General features: G+C 56.9%; 16 protein-coding genes. 3 read left to right on the top strand and 13 right to left on the bottom strand.

Features of this window, described 5'->3' with window-relative positions:
* Positions 1 to 4: 4 nt before the first annotated feature.
* The 13 genes from ACP7EE_RS03385 to rpmH form a co-directional block, all read right to left on the bottom strand.
* Entirely contained in the window at positions 5 to 475 is a 471-nt protein-coding gene (locus ACP7EE_RS03385; RefSeq protein ID WP_420650086.1) for a F0F1 ATP synthase subunit B, read from the bottom strand.
* A 58-nt stretch (positions 476 to 533) separates the two neighbouring features.
* Positions 534 to 791 carry a F0F1 ATP synthase subunit C gene (atpE, locus tag ACP7EE_RS03380; RefSeq protein ID WP_003097235.1) on the bottom strand — a complete coding sequence of 86 codons (258 nt, stop codon included), beginning with the start codon at positions 789 to 791 and terminating at the stop codon, positions 534 to 536.
* Between the two features lie 134 nt (positions 792 to 925).
* Positions 926 to 1,795 carry a F0F1 ATP synthase subunit A gene (atpB, locus tag ACP7EE_RS03375; protein WP_420650085.1) on the bottom strand — a complete coding sequence of 290 codons (870 nt, stop codon included), beginning with the start codon at positions 1,793 to 1,795 and terminating at the stop codon, positions 926 to 928.
* A gap of 16 nt (positions 1,796 to 1,811) precedes the next feature.
* The gene (locus ACP7EE_RS03370) at positions 1,812 to 2,219 is read right to left on the bottom strand and encodes a F0F1 ATP synthase subunit I (RefSeq protein ID WP_420650084.1); all 408 of its coding nucleotides are present in this window, start codon (positions 2,217 to 2,219) and stop codon (positions 1,812 to 1,814) included.
* Between the two features lie 148 nt (positions 2,220 to 2,367).
* Entirely contained in the window at positions 2,368 to 3,240 is an 873-nt protein-coding gene (locus ACP7EE_RS03365; protein WP_420650083.1) for a ParB/RepB/Spo0J family partition protein, read from the bottom strand.
* A gap of 9 nt (positions 3,241 to 3,249) precedes the next feature.
* The gene (locus ACP7EE_RS03360) at positions 3,250 to 4,047 is read right to left on the bottom strand and encodes a ParA family protein (protein WP_003229787.1); all 798 of its coding nucleotides are present in this window, start codon (positions 4,045 to 4,047) and stop codon (positions 3,250 to 3,252) included.
* An 18-nt stretch (positions 4,048 to 4,065) separates the two neighbouring features.
* Positions 4,066 to 4,710: a 16S rRNA (guanine(527)-N(7))-methyltransferase RsmG gene (gene rsmG / locus ACP7EE_RS03355; protein WP_426203538.1), complete on the bottom strand. Its 645-nt coding sequence runs from the start codon at positions 4,708 to 4,710 to the stop codon at positions 4,066 to 4,068.
* Positions 4,707 to 6,605 (bottom strand): tRNA uridine-5-carboxymethylaminomethyl(34) synthesis enzyme MnmG, encoded by a 1,899-nt coding sequence (gene mnmG, locus ACP7EE_RS03350; protein WP_426233484.1) that lies wholly within the window; start codon positions 6,603 to 6,605, stop codon positions 4,707 to 4,709. Before mnmG ends, rsmG begins: the two co-directional genes overlap by 4 nt.
* A gap of 551 nt (positions 6,606 to 7,156) precedes the next feature.
* Complete coding sequence (mnmE, locus tag ACP7EE_RS03345) at positions 7,157 to 8,527, bottom strand: tRNA uridine-5-carboxymethylaminomethyl(34) synthesis GTPase MnmE (protein ID WP_426233482.1); 1,371 nt, start codon at positions 8,525 to 8,527, stop codon at positions 7,157 to 7,159.
* An 81-nt stretch (positions 8,528 to 8,608) separates the two neighbouring features.
* Entirely contained in the window at positions 8,609 to 10,291 is a 1,683-nt protein-coding gene (gene yidC / locus ACP7EE_RS03340; protein WP_426233480.1) for a membrane protein insertase YidC, read from the bottom strand.
* Positions 10,292 to 10,293: 2 nt separating this feature from the next.
* On the bottom strand, positions 10,294 to 10,539 hold the full coding sequence (gene yidD, locus ACP7EE_RS03335; protein ID WP_010465488.1) for a membrane protein insertion efficiency factor YidD: 246 nt from the start codon (positions 10,537 to 10,539) through the stop codon (positions 10,294 to 10,296).
* Positions 10,532 to 10,933 (bottom strand): ribonuclease P protein component, encoded by a 402-nt coding sequence (gene rnpA, locus ACP7EE_RS03330; RefSeq protein WP_420650078.1) that lies wholly within the window; start codon positions 10,931 to 10,933, stop codon positions 10,532 to 10,534. Before rnpA ends, yidD begins: the two co-directional genes overlap by 8 nt.
* Positions 10,934 to 10,949: 16 nt before the next feature.
* On the bottom strand, positions 10,950 to 11,084 hold the full coding sequence (rpmH, locus tag ACP7EE_RS03325) for a 50S ribosomal protein L34 (RefSeq protein WP_003213577.1): 135 nt from the start codon (positions 11,082 to 11,084) through the stop codon (positions 10,950 to 10,952).
* A gap of 567 nt (positions 11,085 to 11,651) precedes the next feature.
* Between rpmH and dnaA the strand changes: the two genes are divergently transcribed.
* The 3 genes from dnaA to recF are packed head-to-tail and all read left to right on the top strand — an operon-like array spanning position 11,652 to position 15,436.
* A complete protein-coding gene (gene dnaA / locus ACP7EE_RS03320; protein WP_426203545.1) occupies positions 11,652 to 13,172 on the top strand; it encodes a chromosomal replication initiator protein DnaA in 1,521 nt (506 codons plus the stop codon).
* A gap of 39 nt (positions 13,173 to 13,211) precedes the next feature.
* Complete coding sequence (gene dnaN / locus ACP7EE_RS03315; protein WP_420650076.1) at positions 13,212 to 14,315, top strand: DNA polymerase III subunit beta; 1,104 nt, start codon at positions 13,212 to 13,214, stop codon at positions 14,313 to 14,315.
* Positions 14,316 to 14,332: 17 nt separating this feature from the next.
* Complete coding sequence (gene recF, locus ACP7EE_RS03310; protein ID WP_157714406.1) at positions 14,333 to 15,436, top strand: DNA replication/repair protein RecF; 1,104 nt, start codon at positions 14,333 to 14,335, stop codon at positions 15,434 to 15,436.
* The last annotated feature ends 2 nt before the right edge of the window (positions 15,437 to 15,438 follow it).

The following is a 15,438-nucleotide window of genomic DNA, read 5'->3' as shown; positions in this document are numbered from 1 at the left end:
TCGCTTAGATTTCAGCAGCCAGTTGGTTAACCAGCTCTGCGTGCGCGTTTTGATCGATTGTGGCACCCAGGATCTTTTCAGCGCCGCCGACTGCCAGCAAGCCCACTTGGGCACGCAGAGCGTCTTTGACACTGTTGATTTCCTGTTCGATCTCGGCCTGAGCCTGAACCTTCACACGGTCAGCGTCGATACGGGCTTTTTCAACAGCCTCTTCAACAATCTGATTACCGCGTTTCTTGGCTTGCTCAATGATTTCAGCTGCCTGAGCTTTCGCTTCACGCAGGTGCTGACCCGCTTTTTCTTGGGCCAACTCCAGGTCGCGAGCTGCTCGGCTGGCAGCGTCCAGACCATCCGCGATCTTCTTTTGACGTTCGCGCAAAGCGGTAATGACCGGAGGCCATACGAACTTCATGCAGAACAGTACAAAAATCAGGAACGCAACGGACTGGCCAATCAGGGTCGCATTAATGTTCACGCCAACACCTCGCAGTTACGTTGTCCATCACACCAAATTACCCGGAAGATCCGAGTAATCAGCCAGCGATCTGACCAACGAACGGGTTCGCGAAGGTGAAGAACAGCGCGATACCAACACCGATCATGGTTACGGCGTCGAGCAGACCGGCAACGATGAACATTTTAACTTGCAGCATTGGAACCATTTCCGGCTGACGCGCTGCGCCTTCCAGGAACTTGCCGCCCAGCAGGCCGAAACCAATTGCGGTACCCAGTGCGCCCAGGCCGATCAACAGTGCAACAGCGATAGCGGTTAGACCAACTACAGTTTCCATCTTTCCTCCCGACTTTTACGTCGTATGGTTTAGGTTTTTTAGATTAAAGCGGTAAAACAAATCGTTTCATGGTGCCCCGTGAGGAGCCCCCTCCCGTTTGACCGGGAGGGACATCAGACTAGTCGAGACTGGTCTTAATGGTTTTCTTCGTGCGCCATCGACAGGTAGACGATGGTCAACATCATGAAGATGAATGCCTGCAGCGTGATGATCAGGATGTGGAACACAGCCCACGCCCACTGCAGAACAATGCCCAGGCCGCTAAGCCAGAGCAGACCGCTGCCGAACATCACGGCGATCAGAATGAACACCAGCTCGCCGGCATACATGTTGCCGAACAGACGCAGAGCCAGAGAGATCGGTTTAGCGATCAGTGTCACGAATTCCAGCAGGAAGTTCACCGGGATCAGCAGCGCTTGAACGAAGATGTTCTTGCTGCCGAACGGGTGCAGGGTCAGTTCGCCGATGAAGCCGCCGATGCCCTTGACCTTGATGCTGTAGAAAATGATCAGTGCGAACACCGACAGCGCCATGCCCAGAGTCGCGTTCGGGTCGGTAGTCGACACGGCGCGGAACGGGATGTGTGCATCGCCGGAGATCAGGATGGCCAGCTGAGGAATCCAGTCGACCGGTACCAGGTCGACGGCGTTCATCAGGAACACCCAGACGAAGATGGTCAGTGCCAGCGGTGCAATCACCGGGCTACGGCCATGGAAGCTGTCTTTCACGCTGCCATCGACGAATTCGACCAAAACTTCAACGAAGTTCTGCAAAGCACCTGGCTGACCGGAAGTCGCCTTCTTTGCCGCCATGCGGAAAAGCAGGACGAAGATCAGACCCAATGCGACCGACCAGCCGAGAGTATCGACGTGGAAAGCCCAGAAGCCCATTTCCTTGGCCTCTGCTGCGGTGTGGGCAAAGCCCCAGCCGCCGGTAGGATGCTGACCGAAAGTCAGGTTCTGCAAGTGGTGCTGGATATAGCCCGAAGCGGTTGTTTCTGCCATGGTTGCCTCAAACGCCCTAAGGTCTCGAAAGTCTTGTTCTCATCAGCAGGGGAGCGAACCAGCTGACTGACTGAGTCAGCACGAAGGCACCGAATACTGCGATCGGCGCCAATGGCTTCACACCTGCAAACACCAGTGCAAACAGCACTGCCGTCAAAATCAGTTTGCCTGCCTCGCCGGCATAAAATGACCGGACGATGGACTGGGCTGCTCGGGCGCCGGAAAACCGAAATGCCTTGTGAGCGAAATATACATTGGGCAGCAAGGCTATCAGGCCTCCGCAAAGTCCCGAGTATCCGGCAACGACCCCATGCCACTGCCAGAACGCCAAAGCGGCAATCAGCAAAACGACAAATTGAGCCATCAACACCGGAAAAACTGCCATGCGATGGAACGGCAGGCGGTTTGGCTTGCGGGTTTCCATCACTTTTGCTCTCCAATGGTCGGCTGCCAGAATTCAATAACTTGGCATAATTTGTGCCGACAAAATGCGCGCAGAGTATAGGGGCGGTTCTGCCCCTATTCAACTGTCAGGTAGTGATTTCCGACTGCGCGCTACATGAGTAAATGTTTCAGCGGATGTGTGCGAGCACACCCTGGAGCTCATCGAGGGAGTTGTAACCGATCACCAACTGCCCCTTACCCTTCTTGCCGTGGCGAATCTGCACCGCAGAGCCTAGGCGCTCGGCCAGACGCTGCTCGAGCCGGGCAATATCCGGATCCGGTTTTGCCGCTTCAACAGGCTCCGGTTTACCACTCAACCACTGACGAACCAGTGCCTCGGTCTGGCGCACAGTCAGACCGCGTGCGACAACATGTCGCGCACCTTCAACCTGTTGATTCTCCGGCAGACCGAGCAAAGCACGCGCGTGCCCCATTTCCAGATCGCCATGAGACAACATGGTCTTGATGACTTCCGGCAGCGCAATAAGTCGCAACAGGTTAGCCACAGTCACCCGGGACTTACCCACAGCGTCTGCAACCTGTTGCTGAGTCAGTTGAAATTCCTGCTGCAAACGCTGCAAGGCAACCGCTTCTTCGATCGGATTCAGGTCTTCGCGCTGAATGTTCTCGATCAGCGCGATGGCGATGGCGGTTTCATCCGGCACGTCGCGCACCATGGCCGGAATGGTTTCCTGCCCGGCTTGCTGACTCGCGCGCCAGCGGCGTTCACCAGCGATGATTTCAAAGCGGCCACCGCCAATCGGGCGCACCACGATTGGCTGCATCACACCTTGAGCCTTGATCGACTGCGCGAGTTCTTCCAGCGCCTGCGGGTCCATGTCCCGGCGCGGCTGGTATTTGCCGCGCTGGAGCAGGTCCAGCGGCAAGTGCTGCAGTTCACGGGTGTCCGCTTGCGCCGCTTGTTCTTCCAGCGAGCTGACAGTCGGACCGCTCAGCAGTGCATCCAGTCCTCGTCCGAGACCTCGTTTCTTGACGGCCATGGGGATTCCTTAAGTTGGCTGAGCGGCGGCGATGCGTGAATTTTTGCGCTGACGGCGAACCATCTCGCCCGCCAGTGCCAGATAGGCCAGTGCGCCGCGCGATTGCTTGTCGTACGCCAGCGCCGGCATGCCGTAGCTAGGCGCTTCGGCCAGGCGGATGTTGCGCGGGATCACCGTGTCGTACAGCTGCTCGCCGAAGTGCTCCTTGAGCTGCGCCGAAACATCGTTCATCAGGCTCAGGCGCGGGTCATACATGGTCCGCAACAGGCCTTCGACTTTCAGGTTCGGGTTGAGCAGTTCGGCGATACGCTTGATGTTATCCACAAGGTCGCTCAAACCTTCGAGCGCAAAGTACTCGCACTGCATGGGGATAATCACCCCGTCAGCGGCAACCAGTGCGTTCAATGTGAGCATCGACAGCGACGGCGGGCAGTCGATCAAAATGTAATCGTAGTTTTCACGGATTGGCGCCAGCGCACTGCGCAGACGGCTTTCCTTCATCTGCATTTCCAGCAGCACCACTTCCGCCGCCGTCAGATCGCGGTTGGCCGGCAGCAGTTGATAACCGCCGTGCTCGGAGTAGTGCATGGCCTGCGCCAGATCGCATTCGCCGATCAGCAGGTCGTAGACCGAGTTTTCCAGGCCATGTTTATCCACACCGCTACCCATGGTGGCGTTGCCCTGTGGATCGAGATCGATCAACAGCACCCGGCGCTTGGTAGCGACCAGGGATGCTGCGAGGTTGATGCAGGTGGTGGTCTTGCCCACACCACCCTTCTGGTTCGCTATCGCGAATACCTTAGCCATTCTTGCTTGTGTTCCCAATCATGCCGTGCGGCGCAGTATCAGCAGATGGCGTTGGCCTTGGCAACCGGGTACGGCCAGGGCGTGTTCGCTATCGAGGTGGAAGTCTGCCGGCAATGCTACCAGCTCATCGGCCGGATGAACGCCCTTCATTGCCAGCCAGCGCGTATCGGCGTCGCCGAGGTGGCGCGTCCAGTTGCTGAAGTTTTCCATGCTGCTGAATGCCCGGGAAATGATCCCGTTGAATGGCTGTACAGGCTGGAACGCTTCGACGCGACTGTGGATAACTTGCAAGTTATCCAGTTTGAGTTCGAGTTTGACCTGAGTCAGGAAGCGGGTTTTCTTGCCGTTGCTGTCCAGACAGGTCACTTGCGAGTCCGGATACAGGATCGCCAACGGAATGCCCGGCATGCCGCCGCCGCTACCGACGTCGAGCCAACGGCCGTTTTCGATGAACGACATCACGCTGAGACTATCGAGTAAATGCCGCGAAACCATTTCGTCCGGATCACGCACGGCGGTCAGGTTGTAGGCCTGGTTCCATTTGATCAACAGGGCCAGATAACCCAGCAGCAACTGGTGCTGGGTTTCGCTGAGATCGACACCGAGCGCGCGGGCTCCTGTGGATAACTCTTCGGCGTGTTGCGAGGTGACCTTAGAACTCAAGCGCTTTGCTCCAACTGACGGCCCGCGCCGCGTTTTTTCAAATGAATCATCAACAGCGAAATCGCAGCCGGGGTTACACCCGGGATCCGTGAAGCCTGGCCCAGCGTCTCGGGACGCGTCGCACCAAGCTTGCTCTGGATCTCCTTGGAGAGGCCGGAAATGTTGGTGTAATCGATATCCACAGGCAGTTTGGTGTCTTCACTGGCGCGCAGACGGGCGATTTCGTCCTGCTGACGGTCGATGTAACCGGCGTACTTGGTCTTGATCTCGACCTGCTCGGCAACCTGTGGATCTTCGGCGCCGTCGCCGGTCACTGCGACCAGACCAGCGTAGTCGATTTCCGGACGGCTCAAGAGATTGAGCAAGTTGTATTCGTGGGTCAGCGGCGTGCCGAATTTTTCGGCAATCGCATCGCCCTGCGGCGTGCCTGGACGAACCCAGGTGCTCTTCAGGCGTTGCTCTTCGAGTTCGATACTTTCGCGTTTTTTGCAGAACGCGGCCCAGCGCGCGTCATCGACCAGACCCAGTTCGCGACCTTTTTCGGTCAAACGCAGGTCGGCATTGTCTTCACGCAGGATCAAACGGTATTCGGCACGCGAGGTGAACATGCGGTACGGCTCTTGGGTACCGAGGGTGATCAGGTCGTCGACCAACACCCCGATGTACGCCTCATCGCGACGCGGGCACCAGGCATCTTTGCCCTGTGCACGCAGCGCAGCGTTGGTCCCGGCGAGCAAACCCTGGGCGCCGGCTTCTTCGTAACCGGTGGTGCCGTTGATTTGCCCGGCGAAGAACAGACCGCCAATGACCTTGGTTTCCAGGCTGTATTTCAAATCGCGTGGATCGAAATAGTCGTACTCGATGGCATAACCCGGACGCACGATGTGCGCGTTTTCCATGCCGCGAATCGATTGCACGATTTGCAACTGCACGTCGAACGGCAAGCTTGTGGATATCCCGTTCGGGTACAGCTCATGAGTGGTCAGACCTTCCGGCTCGATAAAGACCTGATGGCTTTCCTTGTCGGCAAAGCGATGGATCTTGTCTTCGATCGACGGGCAATAACGCGGACCAATGCCTTCGATCTCGCCGGCAGCGGAATACATCGGCGAACGGTCGAGGTTGGCCGCGATGATTTCGTGGGTCCGGGCGTTGGTGTGAGTAATCCAGCAGCTGACCTGCTTCGGATGCTGTTCCTTGTTGCCCATGAACGACATCACCGGGATCGGCGTGTCACCTGGCTGCTCGGTCATCACCGAGAAATCCACAGATCGGCCATCAATGCGCGGTGGCGTACCGGTTTTCAGGCGACCCACACGCAGCGGCAATTCACGCAAACGGTGAGCCAGGGCAATCGACGGTGGATCACCGGCGCGACCGCCGGAAAAATTCTGCAAACCGATGTGGATAAGTCCGCCGAGGAACGTACCTGTGGTCAACACCACGGAATCGGCGAGGAAACGCAGACCCATTTGCGTGACAACACCGCGTACTTGTTCCTGCTCGACGATCAGGTCATCAGCGGCTTGCTGAAATATCCACAGGTTCGGCTGGCTTTCCAGGGTTTCGCGGACAGCGGCCTTGTAAAGAATCCGGTCGGCCTGAGCGCGGGTAGCACGCACGGCCGGGCCTTTGCGGCTGTTCAACACGCGAAACTGGATGCCGCCCTTGTCGGTAGCCATGGCCATCGCACCGCCGAGGGCGTCGATTTCCTTGACCAGATGGCTTTTGCCAATGCCACCGATGGCAGGGTTGCAACTCATGGCACCGAGGGTTTCCACGTTATGCGTCAGCAACAGGGTTTTTACGCCCATGCGTGCTGAGGCCAGTGCTGCCTCGGTACCGGCATGACCGCCGCCGATGACGATCACTTCAAAACGGGAAGGGAAATCCACCACGCACCTCGTGCCTGCTTAAGTAGGTATTTACGGGAATGTTCGATCTCGGGTTTTTGAACCCGGTCGGCAAGTATAGGGACTTCGCCCTTTCTAAAGAACCCTTTGCACAAAAATTAACCAGCTGTGGAAAACCCGCGGTTAAAAGAATAAAAAAGAAAGAAATTTATAAAACCTTTGTTTTAATGCTTATTCTTACTGAGCATGATTTCTGTGGATAGATCTCTGTAGGCCATGTAAATAGCTGTGTACAGAGACATTGAAAGCTGTGGTCATGTGCCAATGAGGGGTTTGGATAACCGGTGTAAGCCTGTGGATGAAAGGGGTGGTTATCCACAGGGGCAGTTATATCCAGTTTTCAGGCCCTGTTATCAACTGCCCTCAGTGGCAGTTATTCACAGGGCTTAATCCACAGAAAATCGACGAATCAAGGAATTTTGGGCGAGAGAAATTCGCTCAGGCTGAAGAATCAGCCCCGCACTCGGGATCGGAATTTAGAGAATAGAGAGAAAGACGGACCGCGAACGGGTCCGTCTTGGGGGATAGCTCGCTTACTTACCGATGCAGAAGCTGGAAAAGATCCGTCCGAGCAGATCATCGGAGCTGAATGCGCCGGTGATTTCACCCAAAGAGTGCTGGGCCTGACGGAGATCTTCGGCCAGCAACTCTCCTGCGCCGGCCAGCGTCAACTGAGCTCGACCGTGTTCCAGCGCATCGCTCGCATGGCGCAAGGCTTCCAGGTGCCGGCGACGGGCGCTGAAGCTGCTTTCCGATGTCTGCTCATAGCCCATGCAGGCCTTGAGATGATCACGCAGCAGATCCAGTCCTTCTCCGGCCGACTTGGCGCTCAGACTAATCGTCACATGGCCATCGTCGCTGATTTCCAGAGCGATGGCTTCTCCGGTCAGATCGGCCTTGTTGCGGATCAGCGTGACTTTCGCCGGATCGGGACGGGTTTCGAGGAATTCCGGCCAGAGTGCGAACGGATCTGCAGCCTCCGGAGCAGTTGCATCAACTACCAACAGCACGCGATCTGCCTCGCCGATCGCCTTCAATGCACGCTCGACGCCGATCTTTTCCACATGATCGTCGGTATCACGCAGCCCGGCGGTGTCCACAACGTGCAGCGGCATGCCGTCGATGTGGATATGTTCACGCAAGATATCCCGGGTGGTGCCGGCAATCTCGGTGACGATCGCGGCTTCGCGACCCGCGAGGGCATTCAGCAGACTGGACTTGCCGGCATTCGGACGACCGGCAATTACCACGGTCATACCGTCACGCAATAACGCGCCCTGCCCGGCCTCACGCAGCACTGTGGCCAGTTCGTCGCGCACCTTGTCGAGCATGCTCAGCACATGGCCATCGGCGAGGAAATCGATTTCCTCTTCCGGAAAATCAATTGCGGCTTCGACGTAAATCCGCAACCCGATCAATTGTTCAGTGAGGTTATGCACACGCTGAGAAAATGCGCCCTGCAACGAACGCAACGCGTTGCGCGCCGCCTGGGCAGAACTGGCTTCGATCAGATCGGCAATCGCCTCGGCCTGAGCCAGGTCGAGTTTGTCATTGAGGAACGCGCGCTCACTGAATTCGCCCGGACGGGCAAGACGGCAACCGAGTTCCAGACATCGCTTGAGCAACATATCCAGAACTATCGGGCCGCCGTGGCCCTGCAATTCCAGTACGTCTTCACCGGTAAACGAGTTCGGACCCGGGAAATACAGCGCGAGACCTTCATCCAGCACCTGTTGATCGTCACTGAAAAACGGGCCGTAGTGAGCGTATCGGGGTTTCAGTTCGCGGCCGCTGATTGCTTTGGCCGCAGCGCTGGCCAACGGCCCGGAAATACGGACGATGCCCACACCGCCGCGACCTTGAGCGGTGGCGATGGCGGCGATGGTTTCACGAGGTACGCTCATAAACCGATATCCAGACAAAAATGGCAGATAGCAAAACGCCCCACTAGGGGGCGTTTTGAGTGGTGTTATCCACAGAGTAAGTTACGCCTCGGCTTTTTTCGTAGCCAATTCGACCTTACGCGTGATGTACCACTGTTGTGCAATCGACAGGCAGTTGTTCACAACCCAGTACAGCACCAGACCAGCAGGGAACCACAGGAAGAAGAAGGTGAAGATGATCGGCATCATTTTCATCACTTTAGCCTGCATCGGATCCGGCGGAGTCGGGTTCAAACGCTGCTGGATGAACATGGTCGCGCCCATGATGATCGGCAGGATGAAGAACGGATCCTTGATCGACAGGTCGGTGATCCACAGCATGAACGGCGCCTGACGCATTTCCACGCTTTCCAGCAGAACCCAGTACAGGGAAAGGAAGACCGGCATCTGCACGAGGATCGGCAAGCAGCCACCCAGTGGATTGATCTTCTCTTTCTTGTACAGCTCCATCATGGCTTGCGACATTTTCTGCCGGTCATCGCCATGTTGCTCTTTCAGTGCTGCCAGTTTTGGAGCCACGGCGCGCATGCGGGCCATCGACTTGTAGCTGGCGGCCGACAGAGGGAAGAAAATCCCTTTGATCAGCATGGTCAGGAAGATGATCGACCAGCCCCAGTTACCCACGATGCTGTGGATATGTTGCAACAGCCAGAAGATCGGCTGAGCAATGAACCAGAGAATGCCGTAGTCGACAGTCAACTCCAGACCTGGGGACAACTCTTTCAGTACTGCCTGGCTTTTCGGACCGGCGTACAGAACAGCGCTTGTTTCAACTTTCGCACCCGGAGCAGCGGTCAACGAAGCACCGGTGTAGCCGATGATGTAGTTGCCTTTGCTGTCTTTACGGGTCTGGACGATGTTGTTTTCGCCCTTCGGAGCCACCCATGCAGTCACGAAGTAGTGCTGCAGCCAAGCTACCCAACCACCGGTGACGGTTTCTTTGACCTGACCCTTGTCCATGTCCTTCATGGACACTTTCTTGTACGGCTCCGAACTTGTCCACAGGGCAGCGCCCAGGTAAGTCGCGGTGCCGGTAGCCGTGGTCGACGAAGGATCAGCACTGGCGTCACGCTTCAACTGGGCGAACATCGCACCAGTCCAGGGCTGAGCGCTCTGGTTGTCGATCAGGTAGGAAACGGTTACGTCGTACATGCCGCGTTTCACTGTGAAACGCTTGATGTAGTTGACGCCGTCCTTGCTGAACTTCAGGTCCACGACCAATTGGTCCTGACCGTCAGCCAGTTGATAAGTCTTCTTCTCCGAGGAGTAGATCGGGCGACCAGCCGGATTTGCGTCCGGACCGTTGGTGCCAATCAGACCGCTTTGAGCCAGGTAAACACGCTCACCGCCGTTGTCGAACAGCTGGAACGGAACGTCTGGACGATCCTGACGACGCGGATACAGCGGCAAAGTCAGCTGAGCAACATCGCCACCTTGTGGATCGATCGCGAGATCGAGCACGTCGGTTTTGATCTGGATCAGATCCTTGCTGAAAGCAACCGGTGCTTCAACAGGTGCGCTGGTATCGCTGGCGGCACGCGGAATATCGTCACTGGCGGCAGCATTATTGCCAGTGGAAGTTTCCGGCAGGCCCGGTGTGGTCGTAGTGGAAGCAACATTCTGAGTCGGCAAGGCAGCCTGACCGTAATCCTGGTTCCATTTAAGGACCATGACATAGGCCACGATTGCCAGGGCGACGATCAGGATCGTGCGTTTGATATCCATGATTACTCGGCCATCGAAGAAGAACGGGAGGTAGGGATAGGTGGAACCGGGTCATAACCACCGGGATTCCACGGATGACAGCGACCTAAACGACGAAAGGTCAGCCAGCCACCGCGTAGAAGGCCATGATTTTCTATGGCTTCATACGCGTAGCAGGAACAACTGGGGTAGAAGCGACAGTGACTGGCCATCAGAGGACTAATGGCATAGCGGTAAAACTGGATCGGAACGAGTGCCAGTTTACGCATCTGGACTGTCTACCCCTACAGTTTCGGCTTTGACTGCTGGAACCGGCGCATTACGAGCCAGACGTTTCCAGAGTTTGCCGAAATGCTGAATCAATTCGGGGTTTTCTACGTCACCCAAACCTTTGCGCGCGACGATAACAATGTCCCAGCCGACCAGTGAATCCTGGTGCAGACGGAACGATTCACGCATCAAACGTTTGAGGCGATTGCGCTCGACGGAGAGCTTTACGCTCTTTTTCCCGATAACCAGCCCGAGACGGGGGTGATCAAGATCGTTGTTGCGCGCAAGGAGCAGGAGATTTTTCCCCGGAACCTTGCCGGTAGGGGAGTCAAAGACTGCCTTGAAATGCCGGGGGGTAAGCAGACGCTTTTCCCGACTGAAGTCCTGACTCACCTCCATTGCCGGATTATCAAACTGCCAGACGCGCACGACCTTTGGCGCGACGACGCGACAGGACGGCACGACCGTTCTTGGTAGCCATGCGAGCACGGAAACCGTGAGTACGAGCGCGTTTGATAGTGCTTGGTTGGAAAGTACGTTTCATTGTCGTGTTACCTGGTTCGTCCACAACGGGCCGGAATGGCCCCCGTTTTAAGAGACCGGGGATTCTAGAGAAAGCAAGCCTTCAGGTCAATTTCCAACCAGCGTTTCCTTATAAATAGATCTGCACGGCATTTCAGGGTGAATGCCTGTGCGCTAGATATAGAAATAAAGAAGGGAAGTATTTAAAGCTTTTCTGTAAAGCTTATAAAAGCTAGGCATGCCATCCTCTGTGGATAACTGCCTTAAAGCCTTCTAACTCGTGATGTACAGAGGATGACAACTACAGTGGAAAACCGTGTTCAGCCTGTGCAGCGCTGTCGGATAACCTGTGGGTGGAATGGGTGTTTATCCACAGGCAGGTTATCCGCCGAGTTCAACCCCCAGTTGTCCAGTGAGCTTAGACACGGTTATCCACAGAGCTTATTCACATGCCGTTGGTCGCTTTTTCTGCGGTTAACGCATTGATAAATCATGTGCTCCGCACCACCTGCATGTGGATAAGTGGGCGGCTCGCCGCTACAATGGCCGCTTGTTTTTGCCTCACCGGCTTTCAACTTAGGGGATATCCGTGTCAGTGGAACTTTGGCAGCAGTGCGTGGAGCTTTTGCGCGAAGAGCTGCCTGCCCAACAATTCAACACCTGGATCCGTCCACTACAGGTCGAAGCCGAAGGCGACGAGTTGCGCGTCTATGCACCGAATCGTTTTGTGCTGGACTGGGTCAACGAAAAGTACCTCGGTCGTGTCATCGAACTACTGGACGAGCATGGCAACGGCCTCGCGCCGGCGCTGTCCTTATTAATAGGCAGCAAACGCAGTTCGGCGCCGCGTGCCGCGCCGAACGCACCGCTCGCCGCGGCTGCCTCCCAGGCGCAGGCCGCCGCCGCTCCGGCCAGTGCACCCGCACAGGTGCAGACGGCTGCTCCGGCTAAACGGGCAACGCAGAAATCCGCTGAAATCAGTGAAGAGCCGTCACGCGACAGCTTCGATCCAATGGCTGGCGCGGCCTCGCAGCAAGCTCCGATTCGCGCGGAGCAACGCACTGTGCAGGTCGAAGGTGCGCTCAAGCACACCAGTTACCTGAACCGCACGTTCACCTTCGAGAACTTCGTCGAAGGTAAATCCAACCAGCTCGCCCGTGCGGCGGCCTGGCAGGTGGCGGATAACCCCAAGCATGGCTACAACCCGCTGTTCCTTTATGGCGGCGTCGGTTTGGGTAAAACCCACTTGATGCATGCAGTGGGTAACCACCTATTAAAGAAGAACCCGAATGCCAAGGTTGTGTACCTGCATTCCGAGCGTTTCGTGGCCGACATGGTCAAGGCGTTGCAACTGAACGCGATCAACGAGTTCAAGCGTTTCTACCGTTCGGTGGATGCGTTGCTGATCGATGACATTCAGTTCTTCGCCCGCAAGGAACGTTCCCAGGAAGAGTTTTTCCACACCTTCAACGCCCTGCTTGAAGGTGGTCAGCAGGTCATTCTTACCAGTGACCGCTACCCGAAAGAAATCGAAGGCCTTGAAGAGCGCCTCAAATCCCGCTTCGGCTGGGGCCTGACAGTTGCCGTCGAGCCGCCGGAGCTGGAAACCCGCGTTGCGATCTTGATGAAAAAGGCCGATCAGGCCAAAGTCGACTTGCCGCATGACGCCGCGTTCTTTATTGCCCAGCGCATTCGCTCCAACGTCCGTGAGCTGGAAGGCGCGCTGAAACGCGTGATCGCCCACTCGCACTTCATGGGCCGCGACATCACCATCGAGTTGATTCGCGAATCCCTGAAAGACTTGTTGGCATTGCAGGACAAACTGGTTTCTGTGGATAACATTCAGCGCACGGTCGCCGAGTACTACAAGATCAAGATTTCCGACTTGCTGTCCAAGCGCCGTTCGCGCTCGGTGGCACGTCCGCGTCAGGTCGCGATGGCGTTGTCCAAAGAACTGACCAACCACAGCCTGCCGGAAATCGGCGACGTGTTTGGCGGCCGCGACCACACGACCGTGTTGCACGCCTGCCGCAAGATCAACGAACTCAAGGAATCCGACGCGGACATCCGCGAGGACTACAAGAACCTGCTGCGTACACTGACCACTTGATGAACACCAGCGCAGCTTATTAAGGCAAGGGACTAGACCATGCATTTCACCATTCAACGCGAAGCCCTGTTGAAACCCCTGCAACTGGTCGCAGGTGTCGTCGAGCGCCGACAGACCTTGCCGGTTCTGTCCAACGTGCTGCTGGTCGTCGAAGGCCAGCAACTGTCGCTGACCGGTACCGACCTCGAAGTCGAACTGGTCGGCCGTGTGCAACTCGAGGAGCCGGCTGAAACAGGTTCCATCACCGTGCCTGCGCGCAAGCTGATGGACATCTGCAAAAGCCTGCCCAACGATGCGCTGATCGACATCAAGGTCGACGAGCAGAAGCTGGTGGTGAAGGCTGGCCGTAGCCGCTTCACCCTGTCGACCCTGCCGGCCAATGATTTCCCGACTGTGGAAGAAGGCCCGGGCTCGCTGACTTGCAGCCTTGAGCAGAGCAAGCTGCGTCGTCTGATCGAACGCACCAGCTTCGCCATGGCACAGCAGGATGTGCGCTATTACCTGAACGGTATGCTGCTGGAAGTATCTGAAGGCATCATCCGCGCAGTCGCCACCGATGGTCACCGTCTGGCGATGTGCTCGATGAAGGCCGATATCGGTCAGCCAGATCGCCATCAGGTGATCGTGCCGCGCAAAGGTATTCTCGAACTGGCGCGTCTGCTCACCGAGCCGGACGGCATCGTTAGCATCGTGCTGGGTCAGCATCACATCCGCGCCACCACTGGTGAATTCACCTTCACCTCGAAACTGGTCGACGGCAAGTTTCCGGATTACGAGCGTGTTCTGCCGAAGGGCGGCGACAAGCTGGTACTGGGCGACCGTCAGGCGCTGCGTGAAGCGTTCAGCCGTACCGCGATTCTGTCCAACGAGAAGTACCGCGGCATTCGTCTGCAACTGGCCAACGGTCAGTTGAAGATTCAGGCCAACAACCCGGAGCAGGAAGAAGCGGAAGAAGAAGTCGGCGTTGAATACAACGGCGGCTCGCTGGAAATCGGCTTTAACGTGAGCTACTTGCTCGACGTACTGGGCGTGATGACCACTGAGCAGGTTCGCCTGATCCTGTCTGACTCCAACAGCAGTGCGCTGGTGCAAGAGTCCGACAATGACGACTCGGCTTACGTTGTCATGCCGATGCGTCTGTAATCTTGCGCTGACCCTGGATGTCCTTAAGTCGCGTCTCGGTCACCGCGGTGCGCAATTTGCACCCGGTGACCTTCTCCCCCTCCCCCCGCATCAACATTCTTTACGGCGCCAACGGCAGCGGCAAAACCAGTGTTCTGGAAGCCATTCATCTGCTGGGGCTTGCCCGTTCGTTTCGTAGCACGCGTCTGTTGCCGGTCATCCAGTACGAGCAACTCGCCTGCACCGTGTTCGGTCAGGTTGAGCTGGCCGAGGGTGGCCACAGTGCCTTGGGGATTTCGCGTGACCGGCAGGGCGAGTTCCAGATTCGCATCGATGGCCAGAACGCCCGCAGTGCCGCGCAGCTGGCGGAAATTTTGCCGTTGCAGCTGATCAACCCGGACAGCTTCCGTCTGTTGGAAGGCGCGCCGAAGATTCGCCGGCAGTTTCTCGACTGGGGTGTGTTCCATGTGGAACCACGGTTCATGTCGACCTGGCAGCGCTTGCAGAAGGCCCTGCGCCAGAGAAACTCCTGGCTGCGGCATGGTACACTTGACGCCGTTTCGCAAGCGGTTTGGGACAGGGAACTGTGCCAGGCCAGCGCTGAAATAGATGAATACCGCCGCGCCTACATCAAAGCCTTGAAACCAGTCTTTGAACAGACTTTGAGCGAACTGGTTGAGCTCGAAGGTTTGACGCTCAGCTATTACCGGGGCTGGGACAAAGACCGCGAATTGAGTGCTGTGTTGGCTGGCTCCGTGCAACGGGACCAGCAAATGGGTCACACCCAGGCCGGACCGCAACGCGCTGATTTGCGTCTTAGATTGGGCGCACACAATGCCGCGGACATCTTGTCCCGGGGTCAGCAGAAGTTGGTGGTCTGCGCATTGCGAATTGCCCAAGGGCATCTGGTGAGCCAGGCCCGACGCGGCCAGTGTATTTATCTGGTGGATGACTTGCCGTCTGAATTGGACGAGAACCACCGACGCGCGCTGTGCCGCTTGCTGGAAGACTTACGCTGCCAGGTGTTCATCACCTGTGTAGATCACGAATTATTGAGGGAAGGCTGGCAGACGGAAACGCCAGTCGCTCTGTTCCACGTGGAACAGGGCCGTATCACCCAGACCCACGACCATCGGGAGTGAAG

It is taken from the genome of Pseudomonas sp. TWP3-2, from assembly GCF_049897765.1.
Classification (GTDB): domain Bacteria; phylum Pseudomonadota; class Gammaproteobacteria; order Pseudomonadales; family Pseudomonadaceae; genus Aquipseudomonas.
Note: the sequence above shows the minus strand (reverse complement) of the source record. Positions and strands in the feature narration are given on the sequence as shown.

Bases quoted from the DNA above. Each gene is read 5' to 3' on its own strand.
- ACP7EE_RS03370 (WP_420650084.1), bottom strand. From the start codon at position 2,219: ATGGAAACCCGCAAGCCAAACCGCCTGCCGTTCCATCGCATGGCAGTT.
- yidD (WP_010465488.1), bottom strand. From the start codon at position 10,539: ATGCGTAAACTGGCACTCGTTCCGATCCAGTTTTACCGCTATGCCATT.
- yidC (WP_426233480.1), bottom strand. From the start codon at position 10,291: ATGGATATCAAACGCACGATCCTGATCGTCGCCCTGGCAATCGTGGCC.
- mnmE (WP_426233482.1), bottom strand. From the start codon at position 8,527: ATGAGCGTACCTCGTGAAACCATCGCCGCCATCGCCACCGCTCAAGGT.
- ACP7EE_RS03365 (WP_420650083.1), bottom strand. From the start codon at position 3,240: ATGGCCGTCAAGAAACGAGGTCTCGGACGAGGACTGGATGCACTGCTG.
- atpB (WP_420650085.1), bottom strand. From the start codon at position 1,795: ATGGCAGAAACAACCGCTTCGGGCTATATCCAGCACCACTTGCAGAAC.
- rpmH (WP_003213577.1), bottom strand. From the start codon at position 11,084: ATGAAACGTACTTTCCAACCAAGCACTATCAAACGCGCTCGTACTCAC.
- atpE (WP_003097235.1), bottom strand. From the start codon at position 791: ATGGAAACTGTAGTTGGTCTAACCGCTATCGCTGTTGCACTGTTGATC.
- recF (WP_157714406.1), top strand. From the start codon at position 14,333: ATGTCCTTAAGTCGCGTCTCGGTCACCGCGGTGCGCAATTTGCACCCG.
- dnaN (WP_420650076.1), top strand. From the start codon at position 13,212: ATGCATTTCACCATTCAACGCGAAGCCCTGTTGAAACCCCTGCAACTG.
- ACP7EE_RS03360 (WP_003229787.1), bottom strand. From the start codon at position 4,047: ATGGCTAAGGTATTCGCGATAGCGAACCAGAAGGGTGGTGTGGGCAAG.